At 59.5% G+C, this 20111-nt stretch carries 16 protein-coding genes; 8 read left to right on the top strand and 8 right to left on the bottom strand.

Annotated elements, in window-relative coordinates; translation table 11 throughout:
* Positions 1 to 3 precede the first annotated feature (3 nt).
* The 3 genes from ACQZ60_RS00470 to ACQZ60_RS00460 form a co-directional block, all read right to left on the bottom strand.
* Complete coding sequence (locus ACQZ60_RS00470) at positions 4 to 789, bottom strand: ABC transporter ATP-binding protein (RefSeq protein WP_020809178.1); 786 nt, start codon at positions 787 to 789, stop codon at positions 4 to 6.
* Positions 789 to 1562, bottom strand: coding sequence for an ABC transporter permease (locus ACQZ60_RS00465; protein WP_020809179.1), 774 nt, complete (start codon positions 1560 to 1562; stop codon positions 789 to 791). The genes ACQZ60_RS00470 and ACQZ60_RS00465 overlap by 1 nt, the downstream gene beginning before the upstream one ends.
* Positions 1563 to 1700: 138 nt before the next feature.
* Positions 1701 to 2642, bottom strand: coding sequence for an ABC transporter substrate-binding protein (locus ACQZ60_RS00460; protein WP_020809180.1), 942 nt, complete (start codon positions 2640 to 2642; stop codon positions 1701 to 1703).
* Positions 2643 to 2847: 205 nt separating this feature from the next.
* Between ACQZ60_RS00460 and ACQZ60_RS00455 the strand changes: the two genes are divergently transcribed.
* On the top strand, positions 2848 to 3558 hold the full coding sequence (locus ACQZ60_RS00455) for a YoaK family protein (RefSeq protein ID WP_003524382.1): 711 nt from the start codon (positions 2848 to 2850) through the stop codon (positions 3556 to 3558).
* A 12-nt stretch (positions 3559 to 3570) separates the two neighbouring features.
* Here ACQZ60_RS00455 and ACQZ60_RS00450 read toward each other — a convergent pair whose 3' ends face one another.
* Positions 3571 to 4089: a hypothetical protein gene (locus ACQZ60_RS00450; RefSeq protein ID WP_051671926.1), complete on the bottom strand. Its 519-nt coding sequence runs from the start codon at positions 4087 to 4089 to the stop codon at positions 3571 to 3573.
* A gap of 78 nt (positions 4090 to 4167) precedes the next feature.
* Here ACQZ60_RS00450 and ACQZ60_RS00445 point away from each other — a divergent pair, with 78 nt between their 5' ends.
* Positions 4168 to 4806 (top strand): trimeric intracellular cation channel family protein, encoded by a 639-nt coding sequence (locus ACQZ60_RS00445; protein WP_035264404.1) that lies wholly within the window; start codon positions 4168 to 4170, stop codon positions 4804 to 4806.
* Between the two features lie 67 nt (positions 4807 to 4873).
* Here the strand turns inward: ACQZ60_RS00445 and irrA are convergent, their stop codons facing one another.
* Positions 4874 to 5293: an iron response transcriptional regulator IrrA gene (irrA, locus tag ACQZ60_RS00440; RefSeq protein ID WP_003507276.1), complete on the bottom strand. Its 420-nt coding sequence runs from the start codon at positions 5291 to 5293 to the stop codon at positions 4874 to 4876.
* A gap of 317 nt (positions 5294 to 5610) precedes the next feature.
* Between irrA and fabA the strand changes: the two genes are divergently transcribed.
* The 5 genes from fabA (at position 5611) to ACQZ60_RS00415 (ending at position 9613) form a co-directional block, all read left to right on the top strand.
* Positions 5611 to 6126 carry a 3-hydroxyacyl-[acyl-carrier-protein] dehydratase FabA gene (fabA, locus tag ACQZ60_RS00435; protein WP_003507274.1) on the top strand — a complete coding sequence of 172 codons (516 nt, stop codon included), beginning with the start codon at positions 5611 to 5613 and terminating at the stop codon, positions 6124 to 6126.
* Between the two features lie 75 nt (positions 6127 to 6201).
* A complete protein-coding gene (gene fabB / locus ACQZ60_RS00430; protein ID WP_003524377.1) occupies positions 6202 to 7425 on the top strand; it encodes a beta-ketoacyl-ACP synthase I in 1224 nt (407 codons plus the stop codon).
* Between the two features lie 6 nt (positions 7426 to 7431).
* Positions 7432 to 8238 (top strand): enoyl-ACP reductase FabI, encoded by an 807-nt coding sequence (gene fabI, locus ACQZ60_RS00425; RefSeq protein WP_020812529.1) that lies wholly within the window; start codon positions 7432 to 7434, stop codon positions 8236 to 8238.
* A gap of 188 nt (positions 8239 to 8426) precedes the next feature.
* Positions 8427 to 9023, top strand: coding sequence for a TadE/TadG family type IV pilus assembly protein (locus tag ACQZ60_RS00420; RefSeq protein WP_020812530.1), 597 nt, complete (start codon positions 8427 to 8429; stop codon positions 9021 to 9023).
* Positions 9020 to 9613 (top strand): TadE/TadG family type IV pilus assembly protein, encoded by a 594-nt coding sequence (locus ACQZ60_RS00415; RefSeq protein ID WP_020812531.1) that lies wholly within the window; start codon positions 9020 to 9022, stop codon positions 9611 to 9613. The genes ACQZ60_RS00420 and ACQZ60_RS00415 overlap by 4 nt, the downstream gene beginning before the upstream one ends.
* A gap of 39 nt (positions 9614 to 9652) precedes the next feature.
* On the opposite strand, the gene ACQZ60_RS00410 is transcribed toward ACQZ60_RS00415, so the two are convergent.
* The 3 genes from ACQZ60_RS00410 to ACQZ60_RS00400 form a co-directional block, all read right to left on the bottom strand.
* A complete protein-coding gene (locus tag ACQZ60_RS00410; protein WP_020812532.1) occupies positions 9653 to 11422 on the bottom strand; it encodes a sulfite reductase subunit alpha in 1770 nt (589 codons plus the stop codon).
* Entirely contained in the window at positions 11419 to 16920 is a 5502-nt protein-coding gene (locus ACQZ60_RS00405) for a glutamate synthase-related protein (protein ID WP_020812533.1), read from the bottom strand. Before ACQZ60_RS00405 ends, ACQZ60_RS00410 begins: the two co-directional genes overlap by 4 nt.
* A 406-nt stretch (positions 16921 to 17326) precedes the next feature.
* Positions 17327 to 18655 carry an MFS transporter gene (locus ACQZ60_RS00400; protein WP_020812534.1) on the bottom strand — a complete coding sequence of 443 codons (1329 nt, stop codon included), beginning with the start codon at positions 18653 to 18655 and terminating at the stop codon, positions 17327 to 17329.
* 306 nt (positions 18656 to 18961) lie between these two features.
* Between ACQZ60_RS00400 and cyoA the strand changes: the two genes are divergently transcribed.
* Positions 18962 to 20035: a ubiquinol oxidase subunit II gene (gene cyoA / locus ACQZ60_RS00395; protein ID WP_031234366.1), complete on the top strand. Its 1074-nt coding sequence runs from the start codon at positions 18962 to 18964 to the stop codon at positions 20033 to 20035.
* Positions 20036 to 20111: the final 76 nt, after the last annotated feature.

The raw sequence follows: 20111 nt of genomic DNA, 5'->3' as shown, positions 1-20111 counted from the left end.
CAACTATCCATGGGCAGCGGCGGCAATCGCCTCGCTGCGGATTTCCTCCGTAAGCTTGGCGCGCAGCTCAGAAAATTCCGGGCTGGCCTTGACGGTGTAGTGACGCGGATGCGGCAGGTCGACCGGCGTGATCGACTTGATGCGACCCGGCCTTGCGGACATGGTCACCACACGCGACGCCATGAAGACCGCCTCTTCGATATCGTGTGTGACGAAAATGACCGTCTTCTGCTCCCGCTCCCATATACCGAGCAGCAGTTCCTGCATCAGTCCGCGCGTCTGGTTGTCGAGAGCGCCGAAAGGCTCGTCGAGTAGCAGGATTTTCGGGCCGTTCGCCAGGGCACGGGCAATGGCCGTTCTCTGCTGCATGCCGCCGGAGAGCTGTTTCGGCCAATGGTTCTCGAAGCCGCGCAGGCCGACCTTGTCGATATAGCTGTCGACAATCTCCCATTTTTCCTTCTCGGCAACGCCGCGTTCGCGCAGGCCGAAGGCGACGTTTTCGCGGATCGTCAGCCAGGGAAACAGGGTGTAGGACTGGAACACCATGCCGCGATCCGCCCCCGGCCCCGTCACCGCCCTGCCGGACAGCAGCACTTCGCCCGTCGTTGGGCGGTCGAGACCGGCGATGATGCGCAGCAAGGTCGATTTTCCACATCCCGACGGGCCGAGGATGGTGACGAAATCATTGCGGGGGATTTCCAGATCGGTGGGCTGGAGGGCCAGCGTCGGCTGCCCGCCCTGCACACCCGGAAAAGTGCGGCTGACGCCCTTGATAACGAGTTCGCTCATCAGGCAAGCCTCCAGGCGAAAAGCTTCCGGTTCAGCGATTTAAACGCGAAGTCCGAAATAAGACCGATAATGCCGATGACGATGATGCCGAAGATGATCTGCCCGGTCGCCATCAGCGCCTGGCTGTTGATGATCATATAGCCGATGCCCGAGGAGGCGCCGATCAGTTCAGCGACAATGACATAGGTCCAGGCCCAGCCGAGAACGAGACGGAGGATTTCCGCAATATCGGGCGCATTGGCGGGAATGAGAACACGACGAACAACGCCCCGGTCCTTCGCACCAAGCGTATAGGCGGCCTCCACCAGATCACGCCGCGTGCCGGCGACAGCCACGGCCACCATCAGGATGATCTGGAACACCGCGCCGATGAAGATCACCAGCAGCTTCTGCATCTCGCCGATGCCGGCCCAGAGAATGAGGAGCGGCACGAAGGCGGAAGCCGGCAGATAGCGTGCGAAGGAGACGAAAGGCTCAAGCAGCGCCTCGATGGGCTTATAGGCCCCCATGGCGATGCCGACCGGCACGGCAACGAGCGATGCCAGCACGAAACCGCCGACCACGCGCCAGATTGTCATGCCGATATCGCTGGCAAAACCCTGATCGGTCAGCAAATAGATGCCGTCCTTCAGCATGGTGATGGGGTCGGCCAGAAAGGTCGGCGATACGAAACCGCCCAGCGTGGCAAAGCCCCAGGCGGAAAAAAACAGCACGAAGAACAGGATGCCGAGAGCAATTCTCGTGCTGTTCCTTATGGGTTGAAGAGGTTGCATCTGTCGCCTGTCCGGAAAACCGGCGCGGCACCTTCGCCGCGCCATCAGAACGCCGTGCGCGTTTCGTGACGCACAATCGACGCACTCACTTGTCTTTGGCTGCAATATTCCCTGCAGGGAATGCGGCCGCCTTTTCTGTTACTTGATGAAGGACGTATCCGCGAGGGTCGAAAGATCGGGTTTCGACTTTATCACGCCGATTTCCAGCAGCAGGTCCGCCGATTTTTCCGAGAATGCCTTGAATTCACCCTCGAAAAACTTCTGGTTGGCGGCCTTATCCTGCCATTCGAGGAACTTTGCCGAAGCGGCAAAGGCCTCGCCGGTCTGCTTCACATCCGCCCCCATCGTCGCATAGGACTTTTCGGGATCGGCCTTGATGAGCTCGAGGGCCTGGAAATAGCTGTCCGCCAGGGCTTTCGCCGCCTGCGGATTGGCCTTCAGGAAATCCGGGGTGCAACCGAACGTATCCATGACGGCGGGATAATCCAGCGTCGTGGCGAGGATTTTGCCCTTGTCGGGGGCGGCGCGGACGGTGGACAGATAGGGCTCATAGGTCATGGCCGCATCATTTTGACCGGCAACGAATGCCTGCGCGGCCGGTCCCGGCTCGAGGTTGACGACCTTGACGTCTTTAAGAGTGAGGCCGTTTTCCTTGAGGATCCAGGCAAGGAAGAAATAAGGGGAGGTGCCCGGCGCGGAGGCGGCAACCGTCTTGCCTTTCAGGTCCGCGACCTTGGCAACATCACTGCGCACCGCAATGCCATCCGCGCCATGCGACTTGTCCATCTGGAAAATCTGGGTGGATTTCACGCCATTGGCATTCCACGCGATCCATGTTTCCACCGTGGTGGCGGCGCACTGAATGTCACCGGAAGCAAGGGCCAGATGGCGGCTCGCCTGCGGGATTTTCTTGATGTCGACCTTCAGGCCGTTCTTTTCGAAAATGCCGGCCTGTTTGGCGAGCGTCAGCGGCGCAAAACCGGTCCAGCCGGACATGCCAATCGTCACCGACGTCTCGGCATAGGCGGAAGCGGATGAAAAGAGCGCGGCGACTGTGGCGAGAACCCATGTTTTCTTCATGATCTGAACCCCTTTTGATTTATTTTTGTGCGATGTTGTTTATCGCTTTATTTGAGGCATGGTAGGCAGGGATTTTATATTTGTCTAGACAAAATAGAAGCTTCCGAAGGCCTCCAGAAAGATTGCAAATACACCATCCGGCATTCTAGACATAGGATAACACGGCCCCGCGCGCAGGCCGCCGTTTTTCCATATCGAGCTTTCCATGACCAGACAAAGACGTCGCAGTATCATCAGGGCAAGGCGAACCGGAACTGGAATTGCACTGGTTGCCGCCATTTCCTTCATCGCGGGCATGACGGATGCGGTGGGCCTGCATATTTCAGGTGACTTCGTATCCTTCATGACCGGCAACACCACACGCGCCGCAGTCTCGATGGAGGCTGGCCTCTATTCCCACGCCGCGAAACTGCTTTTCGCAATCGTTGCCTTCGTGGCGGGCAATGCCGGCGGCATCGTGGTGGCGCATAAGTTCGACCGGCGCATCTTCGCCGTTCTGATGGCGGTGGGATTGCTGGTAACAATTGCCGCGCTGCTCGGCGGCGAGACTTCCGCTCTTGCGCAATTTTATCTCGTCGTTTTCGCCATGGGCATGGTCAACGCCGCCGTTGAGCACATTGAGGGACTGCCAATCGGGCTTACCTATGTGACCGGCGCGCTTTCCCGCTTCGGCCGCGGCATCGGTCGTTTTCTTCTCGGCGAACGAAGCCTCGACTGGGGCATTCAGATCGTGCCATGGCTTGGCATGATATGCGGCGCGATATGCGGCGCCGTTCTCGCCGCCACCCTGCAATCGAATGCCCTTTGGGTGGTTGCGGCCACGGTTTTCGCCGTCGCCATCGCCACCTTCATCATCCCGCGCTCGCTTCGCCAGCGCTACAATCAAAGGGTCAAAATCCGGCGAATTACGCCTTGAAAATCGTCGCCGTCACTTTCGCGAGATGGTGACGAATTTCGTGCCGCGCACCCGCACCGTCATCAGGCAGGGCTCCTTGTCGGTACGCTCGCAATAACGCGGATGCATCTTCAGCACAAAAACCATGTTGCCGAAGCGCTTGATGAAATCATAGTCGTAAATTCGGGCCGTCGCGATCATCAGATAACCGCCCTCTTTCACCTGGACATAGAAATTATAGGGGCATCCCTCGTCGTCGCAGCTGCGGCCCTCTTCGCCGTCGCAATCGAGAACGCCGTGATTGACGACGGCGTCCATCAGCCCGTCATTGTTGATATCCAGCCGCGTGACGAAATCGTCGCCGAAGGCCGCCACCTTGCACTCGTTGCGGAAATGATCCTTCTCGTAGATCTCGGGGTCGTTCACCAGTTGCTGCTGCGCCGAGAGCGCCACCGGAAACATCAAGAGAACCAGCGCCTGAAGAGCGGCAACGAGAGCGATTCGCACGGCATTTTCCTTTGCATCCGTTTCGGTTATGGATGTTGCGATCATCCGGGCGGCCAGCCTAGAGTTTAGTGCTTGCGCGACACTGACGTGTTCGCAGCCCGTGTTTCCGGGGGGAACCTTTTCATGACGCTTCTGGGTTTTCTCGACTATGCCGGCGTCGCCATCTTTGCCGCAACCGGTGCGCTCGCCGCCTCGCGCAAGCAGCTCGACCTGATCGGCTTCCTGTTTTTCGCCGCCGCGACCGGCATTGGCGGCGGCACGGTGCGCGATCTGGTGCTTGGCAGGACGCCGGTATTCTGGGTGGTGAACCCGACCTATATCCTCGTCTGCGTCTCGGTCGCGGTGCTGCTGTTCTTCACCGCGCATCTGTTCGAATCCCGTTACCGCGTACTGATCTGGCTCGATGCGCTGGGCCTTTCCGCTTATTGCGTCATGGGAGCCGCCAAGGGGCTTGCCGCCAGCGGCTCCGCAACCGTCGCCATCGTCACCGGCGTTCTGACGGCGACGTTCGGTGGTGTGTTGCGCGATATTCTCGCCGGCGAACCTTCCGTGCTGCTGCGCCCGGAAATCTACATCACCTGCGCGCTCTTGGGCTCCTCCACATTCATTGTCGTCTATTTCCTCGGCGCACCGCTTTATGCCGCATCAGCCGCAGGCGTCCTGACGGCCTTCGCCGTCCGGTCAGGCGCGCTGATCTTCGGCTGGACTTTTCCGCCCTACAAGGCAAAGCCCGGCAGACGGCCGGAAGACATCATGAAGTGATATATGGAAGACCGCCGAAAACAGAAATGGCGCCCGTGGGCGCCATTTCTGTTTTCGGACTTAAGCCTCATCCGCGCTTGCGACGAAGGCGGATGACCACGTCCACATGGGCGATTTCCATGCCCTCGGGCGCTTCCGGCAAATTGTCGATCTGGAGGTTATTGACGGGAATATCCAGAACCTCGTTCTCGCCCTCCACGAAGAAGTGGTGGTGATCCGAGACGTTGGTGTCGAAATAGGTGCGGGCGCCTTCCACGGCGAGAACACGGATGAGGCCGGCTTCGGTGAACTGGTGCAGCGTATTGTAGACCGTGGCGAGAGAAACGGGCACGCCGGCGGTGACCGCCTCATCGTGCAGTTCCTCGACCGTCAGATGGCGATCGCCCTTTGCGAAAAGCAGATCGCCCAAAGCCACACGCTGTCGCGTGGGGCGCAGCCCCGAGCGCCGCAACCTCGTTCCGATATCCAATGTGGCGTCAAATGCCATGCAATCCCATTCCAAACAGAGGTATGAAACTTACCAATTGCATTAGCATATATCTTTTGCGGCGAGTGCTTTCAATAGTTTCGGCGTGGCTTAGGCGCGGCAAATGGCGGCAAACCGGCCATTCCTGCAAATTTCCTCTGGTTCCAGCCGTACGGTTCCTGTATGCGGACGGCATATTGAGGTAATGACTTCTGCGAAGAAGGTTCGAAGACAAAGAATGTGGGCAGAGCGGCCTCTGCCCTTGCAGCGCTTCATTTTGAACCTAACTTGCTCTAGTGAAGTCGATCAACACCAGTAACTGGGGAAGTGAAAGCGGTATGGCAACGAGGCAATCAAGTTACAATTACGAGGAGATCCTGTCCTGCGGTCGCGGCGAATTGTTCGGCCCGGGAAATGCACAGCTCCCATTGCCCCCCATGCTCATGGTCCATCGCATTACCGAAATTTCCGAAACCGGCGGCGCCTTCGACAAGGGTTTCATCCGCGCCGAATACGATGTCAGCCCCGACGACTGGTATTTCCCCTGCCATTTCCAGGGCAACCCGATCATGCCGGGGTGCCTGGGCCTTGACGGCATGTGGCAGCTGACCGGCTTCTTCCTCGGCTGGCTGGGCGAAGAAGGCCGCGGCATGGCGCTTTCCACCGGCGAAGTGAAGTTCAAGGGCATGGTTCGCCCTCACACCAAGCTCCTTCAATATGGTATTGATTTCAAGCGCGTGATGCGTGGCCGTCTGGTGCTCGGAACCGCTGACGGCTGGCTCAAGGCGGATGGCGAAACCATCTATCAGGCGACGGACCTGCGCGTAGGCCTGTCGAAGGAAAAGGCTGCCTGAGGCAGACGGAATAGTCCTGACAAACGCCGGGCGGCTTCGGTCGTCCAGCCGAAATCTTAAGAAAAGGTCCCTTTCATGAGACGAGTTGTTGTCACCGGCCTCGGTATTGTTTCTTCCATCGGCGGTGATGCCGCTGAAGTCACCGCATCGCTGCGCAATGCCAAATCCGGCATTTCATTTTCGCCGGATTTTGCCGAACACGGTTTCAAATGCCAGGTCTGGGGTAAGCCGTCTCTCGACCCGACCGATCTGGTCGACCGCCGCGCCATGCGCTTCCTGTCGCAGGGCGGCGCGTGGAACCATGTCGCGATGAAGCAGGCGATCGCCGATTCCGGTCTCGAAGAGAGCGACATCAGCGGCAATGAGCGCACCGGCATCATCATGGGTTCGGGCGGTCCTTCCACCCGCACCATCGTCGAGGCAGCCGATATCACGCTGAAGAACAACAGCCCGAAGCGCATCGGCCCCTTTGCCGTGCCGAAGGCCATGTCCTCCACCGCCTCCGCGACGCTTGCCACCTGGTTCAAGATCCATGGCGTCAACTACTCCATCTCGTCGGCCTGCTCCACCTCGGCGCATTGTATCGGCAACGCCGCTGAAATGATCCAGTGGGGCAAGCAGGACGTGATGTTCGCGGGCGGCCATGAGGATCTGGACTGGTCCATGTCCAACCTCTTCGACGCCATGGGCGCCATGTCGTCCAAGTATAACGAGACGCCGAGCGTCGCGTCGCGCGCCTATGACGTCAACCGCGACGGTTTCGTGATTGCCGGCGGCGCGGGCGTGCTGGTTCTCGAAGAGCTGGAACATGCAAAGGCGCGCGGCGCCAAGATTTACGCCGAGATCGTCGGTTACGGCGCGACCTCCGACGGTTACGACATGGTGGCGCCTTCGGGCGAAGGCGCAATCCGCTGCATGCGGCAGGCGCTTTCCACGGTCAAGGGCGACATCGACTACATCAATACCCATGGCACCTCGACGCCGGTTGGCGACAGCAAGGAAATCGGCGCGATCCGGGAAGTCTTCGGCGACAAGATCCCGCATATCCAGTCGACCAAGTCGCTCACCGGCCATTCGCTGGGTGCGGCCGGCGTGCAGGAATCGATCTACGGCCTGTTGATGATGCAGGAACGCTTCATCGGCGAAAGCGCGCATATTTCCGAACTCGATCCCGAATTTGCGGGCGTTCCGATTGTTCGCAGCCGCATCGACAACGCCAAGATCGACACCATCCTTTCCAATTCCTTCGGCTTCGGCGGCACCAACGCCACGCTCGTCTTCCAGCGTCATAACGGATAATTGCCCATGAACGGCATCATGCAGGGTAAACGCGGCCTCATCATGGGCGTCGCAAACAATCATTCCATCGCCTGGGGTATCTCCAAGGCGCTTGCGGCACAGGGCGCGGAACTGGCCTTCACCTATCAGGGTGAAGCGCTCGGCAAGCGTGTGAAACCGCTCGCCGCCGAACTCGGATCCGATTTCATCGTGCCATGCGATGTCGAGGATATCGCCTCGGTCGACGCCTTGTTCGCGACGATCCGCGAAAAATGGGGCTCGCTGGATTTCATCGTCCATGCCATCGGCTTTTCCGACAAGAACGAGCTGAAGGGCCTCTACGCGGATACGACGCGCGAGAATTTCAGCCGCACCATGGTCATTTCCTGTTTCTCCTTCACGGAAATCGCCAAGCGCGCCGCAGAACTGATGACCAATGGCGGCTCGATGCTGACGTTGACCTATAATGGTTCGCAGCGTGTCATTCCGAACTACAACGTCATGGGCGTCGCCAAGGCGGCGCTCGAGGCGTCCGTTCGCTATCTCGCCGCCGATTACGGCCCGCGTGACATCCGCGTCAACGCCATCTCGGCCGGTCCGGTCCGCACGCTGGCGGGTGCCGGCATCTCGGATGCGCGGGCGATCTACGCATGGAACCAGAAAAACGCACCGCTTCGGCGGACGGCGGATATCGACGATATCGGCGGATCGGCGCTTTACCTGCTGTCCAATCTGTCGCGCGGCGTAACCGGCGAATGCCATTATGTGGACTGTGGTTATAACATCACCTCCACACCCACGCTGGAGGTTCTCTCCAAAGCGGATGCGGAATAAGCGTCCGTTTCAGCGTCAACAAAAGCCCGGCCATGTGCCGGGCTTTTTATATTGTGGGCCGTATCAATTTCGGAAATCACTAAAGTATAATTTATTGGAGTAACTGAATTTAAACATCGGGTGGTTATGGTCCGCAACAAATTCAACGGTTGCGCTTGCCGCATATTCTTAGAGATCGATATCGCCTCATGCGACTGGCCAAACTGAAGCCATTGCTGGAAAAATTCGGAGTCTCGCGCGACGGGACAGCGGCTATAGAATTCGCGATACTCGCGATCCCCTATTTCCTCGTCGTCTTTGCGATCATCGAGACCTTCATCGCCCTGATGGCGGAACAGGTCGTCGCCAATGCCACCGAGAACATGGCGCGGCGTCTGCGCACCGGGCAGATCAGCAGCTCGATTTCGAAAGAGGATTTCCGCAAGAGCTTCTGCAATGAAGTTTCAGTGATGATCACCTGCTCAGCGGATGAAATCCAGAAAGAACAGAAGCTCTATATCGACCTTCGCTCCTTTACCGCCTTCAAGGATATTCCGACCACGATACCGCTGAAGGCCTATGGCGAATATTACGATCTCGATACGGCTCAATTCGGCTTCAAACCGGGCGGGCCGGAAACCATCAACATGTTGCGTGTTTATTATCGCTGGCGTGTGGTTGCCGATATCATCCGGCCATACCTGACAAAAATACGTCCGGCCGACGGATCGATGCCCTCACATTTCCTCATCGTCGCGACAAATGCGTTCATGAACGAGAAATACATCACAGGCGGGGGCTCATGATGGCAGGGCTGGTGTCCGTTGCGGCAAACGGCAAACGACGCCTGATGGCGCTCGTTTCACGCTTTGCCAAAGATCGCCGAGGCGTGGGCGCGGTGGAGTTCGCGATCCTCTTTCCGATATTGCTTGCGCTTTATCTGACCTCGTTCGAATTGACGATCGGATACAACACCTACAAGCGGGCAAGCAGCGCAGCAGCTTCCATCAACGATCTGATATCGAAAACAGGTTCCGTCGATAAAACCTATCTCGCGGGCATGCAGGATGTCGCAGCCGCCGTGTTTGCGCCCTATAGTACCAAGGGTCTGCAGCTGAAGATCAGCGGCATCAAGATCGACGCGCAAAAACAGGCGAAAATCACCTGGTCCTGGGATGAGAAAAATCTGAGACCCTATGCGGTGGGGTCACCGGTCGCCGTTCCGACGCGCCTGCTCGTGGAAAACAGCTTTCTCATCCACGTCGAACTTTCCATCCCGCATGAATTGCTGATGTTCATGCCCGATCTTGCCTCGTCCGGGGTGAAGTCGATCACGATCGGCCGCGAGTATTTCTTCAAGCAACGCGACGCCGAGACCGTCTGCACCAATTGCTGAACCAATCGGTGCGTCAGAACGGTCTCGTCATGGCAATAGTTAGTAGACGTCGCGCAGATAACGTTTTTCGCGTTTCAGCCGGTTCACATACTCGCTCGCCGCCTCGGCGGAGATGCCGGCCTCATCGCTGACGATGCTGTGCAGGGCATCATCGACATCCTTCGCCATGCGGGTCGCGTCGCCGCAGACGTAGAAATAACCGCCCTCTTCAAGCCATTGATAGAGCGCCTTGCCGTTCTGCCGCATGCGGGTCTGGACATAGATCTTCTCCGCCTGATCCCGCGAGAAAGCGAGATCGAGGCGGGTGAGCACACCATCGCGGCTCATGTCGCCAAGCTCGTTTTCATAGATGAAATCCGACTGCCGGTGCTGGTCGCCGAAAAACAGCCAGTTTTTGCCCTTTGCGCCTCGGGCTTGCCGTTCCTGCAAAAAAGCCCGGAACGGCGCGATGCCCGTACCCGGTCCCACCATGATAACAGGTGCATCATTGTCCTGCGGCACACGAAACGCCTTGTTCGGCGAGACGAAAATCCCGGCACTCTGCCCGGCCTCCACGCGGTCGGCGAGATAGGTGGAGCACACGCCGCCACGCTCACGGCCCTCGGCGCGATAACGCACGCTGGCGATGGTCAGATGCACGCTGTTTTTTGCAACCAGCGGGCTGGAGGAGATGGAATAGGCGCGATGTTGCAGCGGCTTCAGGAATGTCACGAATTCAGCAACATCGAATAGTGGCTTTCCGCCGAGATTGATGAGGTCGAGAATATCCTTGCTCCAGAGAAAGGCGGCCAGCTGCTCCCTGTCCCCGTTTGCGAGAATGTGGCTGAGTTCGTCATGCCCCGCCCGCTTGCCGATTTCGGCGACGAGTTCGCGCGAAGGCGTCGATATCTCGAACATGTTGAGAAGCGCATCGCCGACCGGCCGGTCCAGCACGGCGATTTGGCTGTCCGCAGCCGCCCCGAAGTGTTTCAGCAGCGCGCCGACCAGTTTCGGATCGTTCAGGGGCACGACGCCAAGAGCGTCACCCGCCTCATAGTCCAGGCCGCTTTCGCCGAGATCGAATTCGTAGTGGCGAATTTCCTTGGACGAGCCGGGACCGGACAGGCGACGATTGACGCTTACCTCAGCGGAATAGGGATTTTTGCGGCTCCAGCCCTGTTTTGCCCGTACGGGCGGCTCGGCGATGTCGGGCATGGTGACAGATGCCGCGCTGCCGCCATCGACAGCAACCGCGAGCGGCAGGGTCTCACCGATCCATGCGGCGGCAGCGTCCTCAAAGTCGATATCGCAATCGATACGCGTCTTCATACGCTTGCCGCCGAGTTGTTCGAACCGCGTATCGATAAGCTTGCCCGCCTGGCAGAAGCCGTCATAGCCGGTATCGCCGAGCGCGAGGACGGCAAAATTCACCTCGTCCAGACGCGGCGCGCTGTCCGCGGCGAGCGCTTCCCAGAAAAGCTGGGCATTGTCAGGCATTTCACCTTCGCCATAGGTCGAAGTGACGACGATGACCCGCTTCATGGCGCCGAGACTGTCCATCGAGACATCATCGAGTGCCGTCACCACCGGCTGCATGCCCTGCGCGCGGGCGGCGGCGGCAATATCCATCGCCAGCGCCTCGGCATTGCCGGTCTGGGTGCCGAAGAGAATATTCAGCACACTGGCCGCCGCCCTGGGAGCAGCGGCGGCAACCGATGTCTCCAGGCCGATGGCGGCACGGGAATGGAGCCCCGCCAGAAAACCGGAAAGCCATGCGCGCTGATCACCGTTGAAGGGCGCGTCTTCGGGAATATAAGGTATCTTCATCATGCTGCCCTGTGGCTGGATGCGGTGGCGAGGTCGGGGATGGCGCGGGCTGCGAAAAGCTCCTCGAAGCCCGGCAGACGGCCGATCTTCTCGATGTTTTTCCGGTTCTGCTGAATGATCCAGCCATAGGTGCCGGGGCTGTCCACCGACCAGATGTTCCTGCGCGCCAGCGCCTGTTTGTAATCGTCGAGCCGCTTGGCGGCGATCATCACCGCAAGCTGTTCATCGCTATGGTCTGAAAGCGCCTCGCGCGCATATTTCAGCAGCCGTTGCATCAGCGCATAATCTTCCGTGAGGATGAGATTGCGCACGGCTTTTTCGATGGCGGGATCGGAAGGGCCCGAGGCCAGCGGCAGCCGCTGCAAAGCGATGGCCTGCGCCATGCTCAACACGGTATAATTGTTGAGCAGCGCATACATGTCTTCCGTATCCGTCTCGCCATAACCCGGCACCGTTCCGTTCAGGACGGCCTTGCGGTCGCGATAGGCGAGTTTGAACTTGCGCAGCTGGTGGGCGGCAAGCGCGGATGCAAGTTCCTCCAGCAACTCCTTGCGGGGCTTGGCTTTGAGGATCTCATCGCTGTCCTGATAAAGCAGCAGGGCACGCGGCATGCCGTAGACGAAATTATGCTGTTCACTTTCCCAGTTTTCCAACAGCCATGTCGCCTTGGCCGAGCCGGTCTCCGCGACATGCAAGGTCAGAAGCTGGTGGACTGCCTGATTGTGAATCGCGGCCTGCTCATCCTCTCCCGTGATCGCGCCGAGCAGGATGGAATCGTGGCTGACCTTCTTCGGCAAATCGCCATAGGGATCATATTGATAAACAAAGCCGCCGCTCATGCCGTTGCCGAAACCCTTGCCGAAGCTGCCCAGGTTCAGCACCGCGCCGTTGGTCATGTATTCGCAGGCGAAATCACCCACGCCTTCGACCACGGCGGTGGCGCCGGAGTTACGAACGGCGAAACGGTCACCCGCCTGCCCTTCCACGAAGGTGCGGCCGCCGGTGGCGCCGAACAGCGCGAAATTGCCGACCAGCACATTACCGCCCGCCTCTTCTGAGCCGCCGCCGGGGGAGCGCACGACGATGGTGCCGCCGCAGGCGCTTTTGCCGACGCCGTCATTGCAGGTGCCGGTATGGACCATGACCATGCCGTCATTGCAGAAAGCGCCGAAAGACTGCCCGGCGGAACCGGACGTATCGATGCGCACCGAACCTGCCTCCAGGAACCGGCGGCCACGGCTGTCCCGCTTCACCGCCGGCAGCGCATCCGCCTCTTCATCGGAAAGCTCATGGTTCAGCATGCGTTCGATATCGACGGCGAGCTGGCCACCGACGCTCTTGTTGCAATTGTTGAGGAAACGATTGCCGCCAAGCTCGATGTTCTCGCGCCTGCTGTCGACCAGGGCCGAGCGCACGAGTTCGATGAAGGCATCGTCCAGTGCAAAGTCCTTTTCCATATAGACGGGGCTGTCGATCTTCACCTCTTCGACCACGGCAAGCATTGCCCGGAGGTCAAGCTGGCCGACGCTCGCCGGATGATCGAGGAGATGAAGAAGATCGGAACGGCCGCGTGCCTCCCGCAGCGAGGCAACCCCGAGCCCGGCCAAAATCTCGCGCGTTTCATGGGCGATATTCATGAGATATTGCGCCAGCGCCCGCGGATCGCCGTTGAAGGCTTCCTGATTGGTGGTGAGACCGGCCGGGCACTTGATGTTGCAGTTCTTGGCCATGACACATTTCAGCATCATCAGCGCCGTCGTGCCGAATTCGAAGCTGTCGCCGCCAAGAAGGGCGGATTTCACCACGTCGCTCGCCGTCTGGTGTGCGCCGGAGCAACGCAGCAGCACCTTGGCGCGCAGGCCGGTGGCGCAAAGCGCCTGATGGACCTCGGCAATGCCGATCTCCGCCGCACGGCCGGTATATTTGAGGCTGGTGACGGCCGCCGCACCCGTGCCGCCGGTATTGCCGGCGACATTGATGACATCCGCCCCCGCCTTGGCGACGCCGACCGCAATCGTGCCGATGCCTTCCGACGAGACCAGCTTGACGATGACCCGCACGCGCGCTGCCTTGGCGTCATGGATGAGCTGGGCCAGATCCTCGATCGAATAGGTATCGTGATGCGGCGGCGGCGAGACAAGCTCGACGCCCGGCGTGCCGCCGCGTGCGGCGGCGATTTCCACCGTCACCTTGGGAGACGGCAACTGCCCGCCCTCACCCGGCTTTGCGCCCTGACCGATCTTGATCTCGATTTCCTCCAGCATCGGATCGGCAAGATAACCGGCCCAGACGCCGAAGCGGCCAGAAGCGAACTGCTTGATGCGCGAGGCACGGATGGTGCCGTAACGGGAAATATGCTCGCCACCCTCACCCGAATTCGACATGCCGCCGACCATGTTGGTGCCATGGGCGACCGCCTCATGGGCAGCGGCAACCAGCGCGCCGTGGCTCATGGCACCCGATGCGAGGGTTTTGGTGATCTCGCTCGCCTTCTGAACGGCATCGAGCGGAATGCTTTCCGGTGCAGTGCGGATAAGCGAGAGATAGGCGGATGCTTCACCCTTAGCCTGAACCATGAGTGCGCCACCTTCCAGCCAATGGCCTGGAATATCCGCGCCGAAACGGTCGAGCAGCGATTGGCCGAGTGCGGCAAGCCGGGCAAGCTCATGACCGTGCGGGCCGGTCAATTGCAGCCGGAAAGCGCCGTCTCCCGCCTCTTCGCAGCGCAATCCGCGCACCATGAAGCTGTTATTGCCCTGCCGGGAAAAACGGCCCATTTCCCGACGGAATTCTTCCGCGGAACCGGCGAAGGTCAGATCGGCCGGCAATTCCAGAACATCGCGCAAGGCGGCGGGGCGGCGCGCCCTTTCCTCCGCCATCATGCGGGCGAAGGCGCGGTAACCAGGTGTTACCTCGAATCTGTCGATTGCGTCTGGCGTTAGCCGGTCGAAGCTGTTGTGATAATAGGCGGCATCGTTGAGACCGAACGCATCTTCGAGCCGGTTGAGCGGCAGGAGACGCAGCGCCTCCTCGTTTTCGGTTCCCTTGTCGAAACCGATCTTTTCCTCCGTCATATCCACGAAACCGCGCACCGCCGTTGTGCCATAGGAATGGCCGGCGCCTTCCGCGCGCTCCTTGAAGAGGCCGAGCAGCGGAATGTCGTTTTCGCCCTTCACGGACAGCGCCTTGCAGTGCCAGTCCGCCACGGCCTGCGCGATGACGGCGAAGTTGACGCCGCCAACCGGGGTCTTCACATTCGGGAAATAGCGCTTCAATACAGCATCGTTGGTGTCGAGGAAGTTCGGCTCGAAGAACTCGCCGCCAATGTAACTTTCCGCCGTGCACAGGCCGACCTTGCCCATGGTCTTCATCAGCGACTTTTCCGCCGCCTTGGCAAAACGCTTGAAGGCCTTGTCGGCATCGGCACCGAATTTCTCCTCAGCGCGGAACTGCACGCCAAGCGGATAGACGGCAGAAGCGCCGAAGCCGAGGCCGGCTGCTATGTGATGCGAGGAAGAAAACTGGCCACTTTCCACGATCAGGGAAATACGCAGCCGCAGACCTTCCTCGATCAGCCGCTGATTGATGGCGGAAACGACCATGATCATCGGCAGAGCGGCGCGGCCTGCCGAGACATGCCGGTCGGTGATGACGGCGATGCCGCCTTCCTCTGCTGCGAAAGCCACAACCTCATCGCAGAGACCATCGATTGCCTGCCGCAGGGCCGTTTCATTAGCCTCCGCAACATCGAAGACCGGCGAATAGAGCATTTCAAAACGACGAAGGGGCGTCTCCGACTGTTCGCGAATACGCAGCATATCGAGATGGGTCAGGATCGGAGAGCGCACGACGATCTGGCGGGCCTTCTTCGCGCCGCTGTTCGGCTTCGCACCGAGGGCGACACGCAACGTCATGCCATCGGCCTCACGAATACTGTCGAGCGGCGGATTGGTGACCTGCGCGAAACGCTGTGAAAAATACTTCGCGACGCCGCCTTCCTGATCGGAAAGCGCATTGATGGCATTGCCGTAACCCATCGCCGAAATCTTTTCCGCGCCGGAGGCCAGCATCGGGTCCATCAGGAACTTGAAGCTTTCCTGATTATGCGAATAGGCGACATAACGCTGGTGGCGTTCCAGATCGCCATTGTAACGCAGCGGCGAGCCCTGCTTGTCGGCGGGCACCTCCGGCAGATCACCAAGCATTACGCGCGCTTCAGATAGCAGCGAGGAATAGTCCCGCTGCGCGGCCAGAAGCTCCAGCGCCTCGACCGTGGAAAAAGCACGACGCTCGGCGTGATCGTAATAAAGCATGCCGCCCGCCTCGATGCGGCCGCGGCGGATGACGCTTTCCGCCGGAAACGCGATCTGCCCGGCCTCCGACATGACGCAGAGATAATCTTGCGTCTCGACGGTGCGCAGCGGGCGCAGGCCGAGGCGATCAAGCCGCGCGCCGATGATGGTGCCATCGCCGAAGATCAGCGCGGCCGGGCCGTCATTCTTTTCCTCATAGAGCGAGAAATACTCCAGCATCGCCTTGACGTCGGGTGACAGGGTATCGTCGTTTTCCCAGGCTGGCGGCATCATCGAGACCACGGCGGTGACGAGGTCGAGACCGTCTTCCATTACCCGTGCCTGCAGGGTCTGATCCAGACGGCAGCTGTCCGACTGGCCCTTCGGCCGAATGATGCTGGCATTCTTCGCCAGCGCCACGGCCGCTTCAGACAGCCGGTTCTTCTTGTCGGTATTGAGTTCGCCATTATGCGCCATCAGGCGGAAGGGCTGCGCCATGGAGGGATGCGGATCGGTATTGGTGGAAAACCGCGTGTGGAAATACATCGTATGCACTTCATGGCGCGGATCGGTAAGGTCACAGAAATAGGGCATGACCTCATGCGAGTTCAGACGCCCTTTCAGAACCTGCGTGCGGGCGCTGAGTGACAACGGATAAAAGCCGGCAAGTTCCGGCACGGTATAGGCAAGCGCCTCGATGGCCAGCAGCGCCTTGTGGATGCGCCAGTCGAATTCGGCGAGGGTTGCGCATTCGGCAGGAGCCGAGAAAACCCATTGCCGGATCGGCAACTGGTAAGGGATGGCGGCGGGGCGGATGGCCGCGTCATTCACCGGCACATCGCGAACGAGCAGGATTAAAAAGCCCTGCTCTTTGAGGGCGTTTGCGATGATACCGACAGCCTCGCCGTGGAAAGCCGGATTTTGCGGCAGGAAAAAATTACCGACGCCGAACCGGCCGGCCTGCAAGCCGGCCTCACCGGTCAATTCCCGAAAGAAGGAGAGCGACAAATCCAGCGACACGCCGGCACCATCGCCGACACCTTCCGCCGACATGCCGCCGCGATGCGGCACGGCACAGAGCGCCTCATGGCCGCGCTTCAGCACATCATGCGTCTGCACGCCGTCCTTGCGGGTGATGAAACCGACACCACAGCTGCTTTTTTCAAAAGCCGCATCGTAAAGGCCGAATTTTTGCTCCGTCACACTCAAGGCACTCTCCTCTCGTTGCGCATTTCGCGCGGCATCGCCCTCTTTCCCGAAACCCGGCGCGTCAGCCGGCACTCTGCGGGCGGAGCCGCAGGCGACCTGGCTGCTCCTCATTCTGCTGCTTATCGGCGTTTAATGGCGCGAACGGTCGTTTTGCGGCCGTCAAACGGCTTGGCGGCGATGGCCGCTTTTTCGCAAATAATGATCGTCGTCGTTCGCATCGCGTTCCCTGATGGCCGGCTTTCCGGCGGTGAGATACACTGAATTACGTCAGTATTGCTTACATAATATTTCATGATCGACCGAGTCAAGATTAAAATCGACTCGGCGCAATAAAAAAACAAAAACGCCGCGAAATCCGACAGGATTCCGCGGCGCGATGGCTGCAGAGATTTTTAAATTGCCTAGATCACTCCGAAGGCATGTCCAGCGTGCGGCTGAACCAAAGGGCAATCAGCGTGCAGAGCGCACCCGACATCAGGTAAATACCGACTGCGAAAAGGCCGAATTTGGACGAAAATCCGAGCGCGACGAGCGGCGCAAAACCGGCGCCGATCAGCCAGGAAATATCCGAGGTGAGCGATGCGCCGGTATAGCGGTACTCACGGCTGAAGCGGGAAGCAAGCGCGCCGCCCGCCTGCCCGAAAGACAGGCCAAGCAGCGAGAATCCGATCAGCACAAAGAGATAGCGGCCAATATCGCCGGAACCAAGAAGAACCGGCGCAACCAGACTGAAAAGGCCGATCAGCACCGCTGCGATGGCCAGAAGCTTCCGCCTGCCGATCCGGTCGGCCAGAATACCGGAGACCACAATCATTCCGCCGGCGATGATGGCGCTGACGAATTGCACGAACAGGAAGTCCGAGACACGCTGGCTGGTGTTGAGCGAAACCCAGCTCAACGGGAAGACCGTGACAAGATGAAAGAGCGCAAAGCTTGCCAGCGGCACGAATGCACCTGTGACCACCACCGGAAACTGCGAGCGCAGCATCTTGAACATGGGGCGCGGTTCCAGCTCGTGCTGTTCCAGCATGGCCTGGAATTCCGGCGTCACGATCATGCGCAGGCGGGCGAAGAGCGCGAGAACATTCAGCGCCAGCGCCACGAAGAACGGGAAACGCCAGCCCCAGGCGAGGAATTCCGCATTGGAAAGCTGTGTCACGAAGACAATAAAAAAGGCGCTGGCGAGACCGAAGCCCATGGCCGCACCGATCTGCGGCATCATGGCGTACCAGCCGCGCTGTTTCTGCGGTGCATTCATGGCGAGCAGCGAAACAAGACCGTCCCATGCGCCGCCGAGCCCAAGGCCCTGGCCGATGCGGAATACCGCCAGAAGACAGGGAGCAAGCATGCCCGCTTCCGCATAGGACGGAAGAAAGCTGATCGCCATGGTGGAACCACAGAGCGTGAAGAGGGCGGCCATCAGCTTCACGGCGCGCCCGAATTTGCGGTCGATCTGGAGGAAGATCAGCGAGCCGATCGGCCTTGCGATAAAGGCCAGTGAGAAAACCGCAAAGGAATAGAGCGTCGCCGTCAGCGGATCGACGAAAGAAAAGAAGACGTGGGGGAAAACGAGCGCGGAGGCGATGGCATAGATGAAAAAGTCAAAGAATTCCGTCATTCTCGCAAGAATGACCGCAATCGTGATGCGATCCGGATCGACCTTAACGGGACCGGCCCCATTTCCGTTCGCCTCCGGCGCCTGCCCAAAGGATGGAGCAGCATTCGTATAACTCATAATATCCCTCCTGCGTCATGGACGAACCATTTCCTGTAACGCGCCGGCTCCTCTTCCGTTGCGTTACGATGCGACGGATTGTCACACGCACCCTACGTAACGTCAATTGAAGTTTGGCAATAAAGGGTTGCCCAGTCAGCCGACCATGCGATAATGCACGCGCTCCGTCCTTAAACGCAGCTCTGCCCGAGACATGGTGCATCGCGAAGGTTTCGCTGCACCGCGACAATATACCTCATTTGAAAAATGATGTTCGGCAATTATTCGCGGCATAATCCAAACTGTACGAGTTCAAAGAACGTGCGCATGATCAAAAAACTCCCGTCCGCCCTTCTGGCAATCCCGGCTCTGCTGCTGCTCAGCGGCTGTAACCTCGTGGTGATGAACCCTTCGGGCGACGTCGCCATCCAGCAGCGCGATCTTATCATCACGTCCACGGTCTTGATGCTGCTGATCATCGTCCCCGTCATCGTCCTGACGCTTTTCTTCGCATGGAAGTATCGGGAATCGGCAAAGGCCGAGGATTACGATCCCGAGTGGCACCACTCCACGCGCCTTGAAATGGTGATCTGGTCGGCTCCGGTCGCCATCATCCTGATGCTCGGCACGGTCACCTGGATTTCCACTCACCGTCTCGACCCCTATCGCCCGCTGGAGCGTATCGACGAGAACCGCCAGGTGACCGCCGATGTCAAACCGATCACGGTGGAAGTGGTGGCCATGGACTGGAAGTGGCTGTTCTTCTATCCCGAACTCGGCATTGGCAGCGTTAATGAATTCGCTGCTCCGGTCGATGTTCCGATCAATTTCAAGATCACCGGCACGACGGCGATGAACTCTTTCTTCGTGCCCGCGCTCGCCGGCCAGATCTACGCCATGGGCGGTATGCAGACCAAGCTGCACGCCGTCATCAACAAGGAAGGCGTTTATGACGGCTTCTCGGCCAACTTCTCCGGCCCCGGCTTCTCCCACATGCGCTTCAAGTTCCACGGCCTCAGCCAGCAGGGCTTCGACCAGTGGGTGGCGAAGGCGAAAGAAAGCGGCAAGGGCTTCGGCCGTCAGGAATATCTGGAATTCGCCAAGCCTTCCGAGCGCGAGCCGGTACAATATTTCGCTTCGGTCGATCCCGAACTCTACAGCGCCATCCTCAACCGCTGCGTCGAGCCCAACAAGCTCTGCATGCGTGACATGATGCATATCGACGCCAATGGCGGCGGCGGCAAGGAAGGAATCGATATCGCCAAGGCGCTGAACTCCGTCGTCTGCACGCCGCTTGCGCCCTTTGGCGTCGCCAGCGGTCCCCAATCCACTCCGGCTGCGCTCGAAGGACAGACTTTCGAGCCTGCGGCGCTGCCGGAAACGAAACAAGTCGCTGGCTGACGGATACGTCCCGGCATTATGCGGCGCGGCCAATGGCTGCGCCGATCTTATGTCTTAGAATCGCAAGAGGCTAAAA

The sequence above is a fragment of the Agrobacterium sp. 22-223-1 genome, from assembly GCF_053522385.1.
Note: the sequence above shows the minus strand (reverse complement) of the source record. Positions and strands in the feature narration are given on the sequence as shown.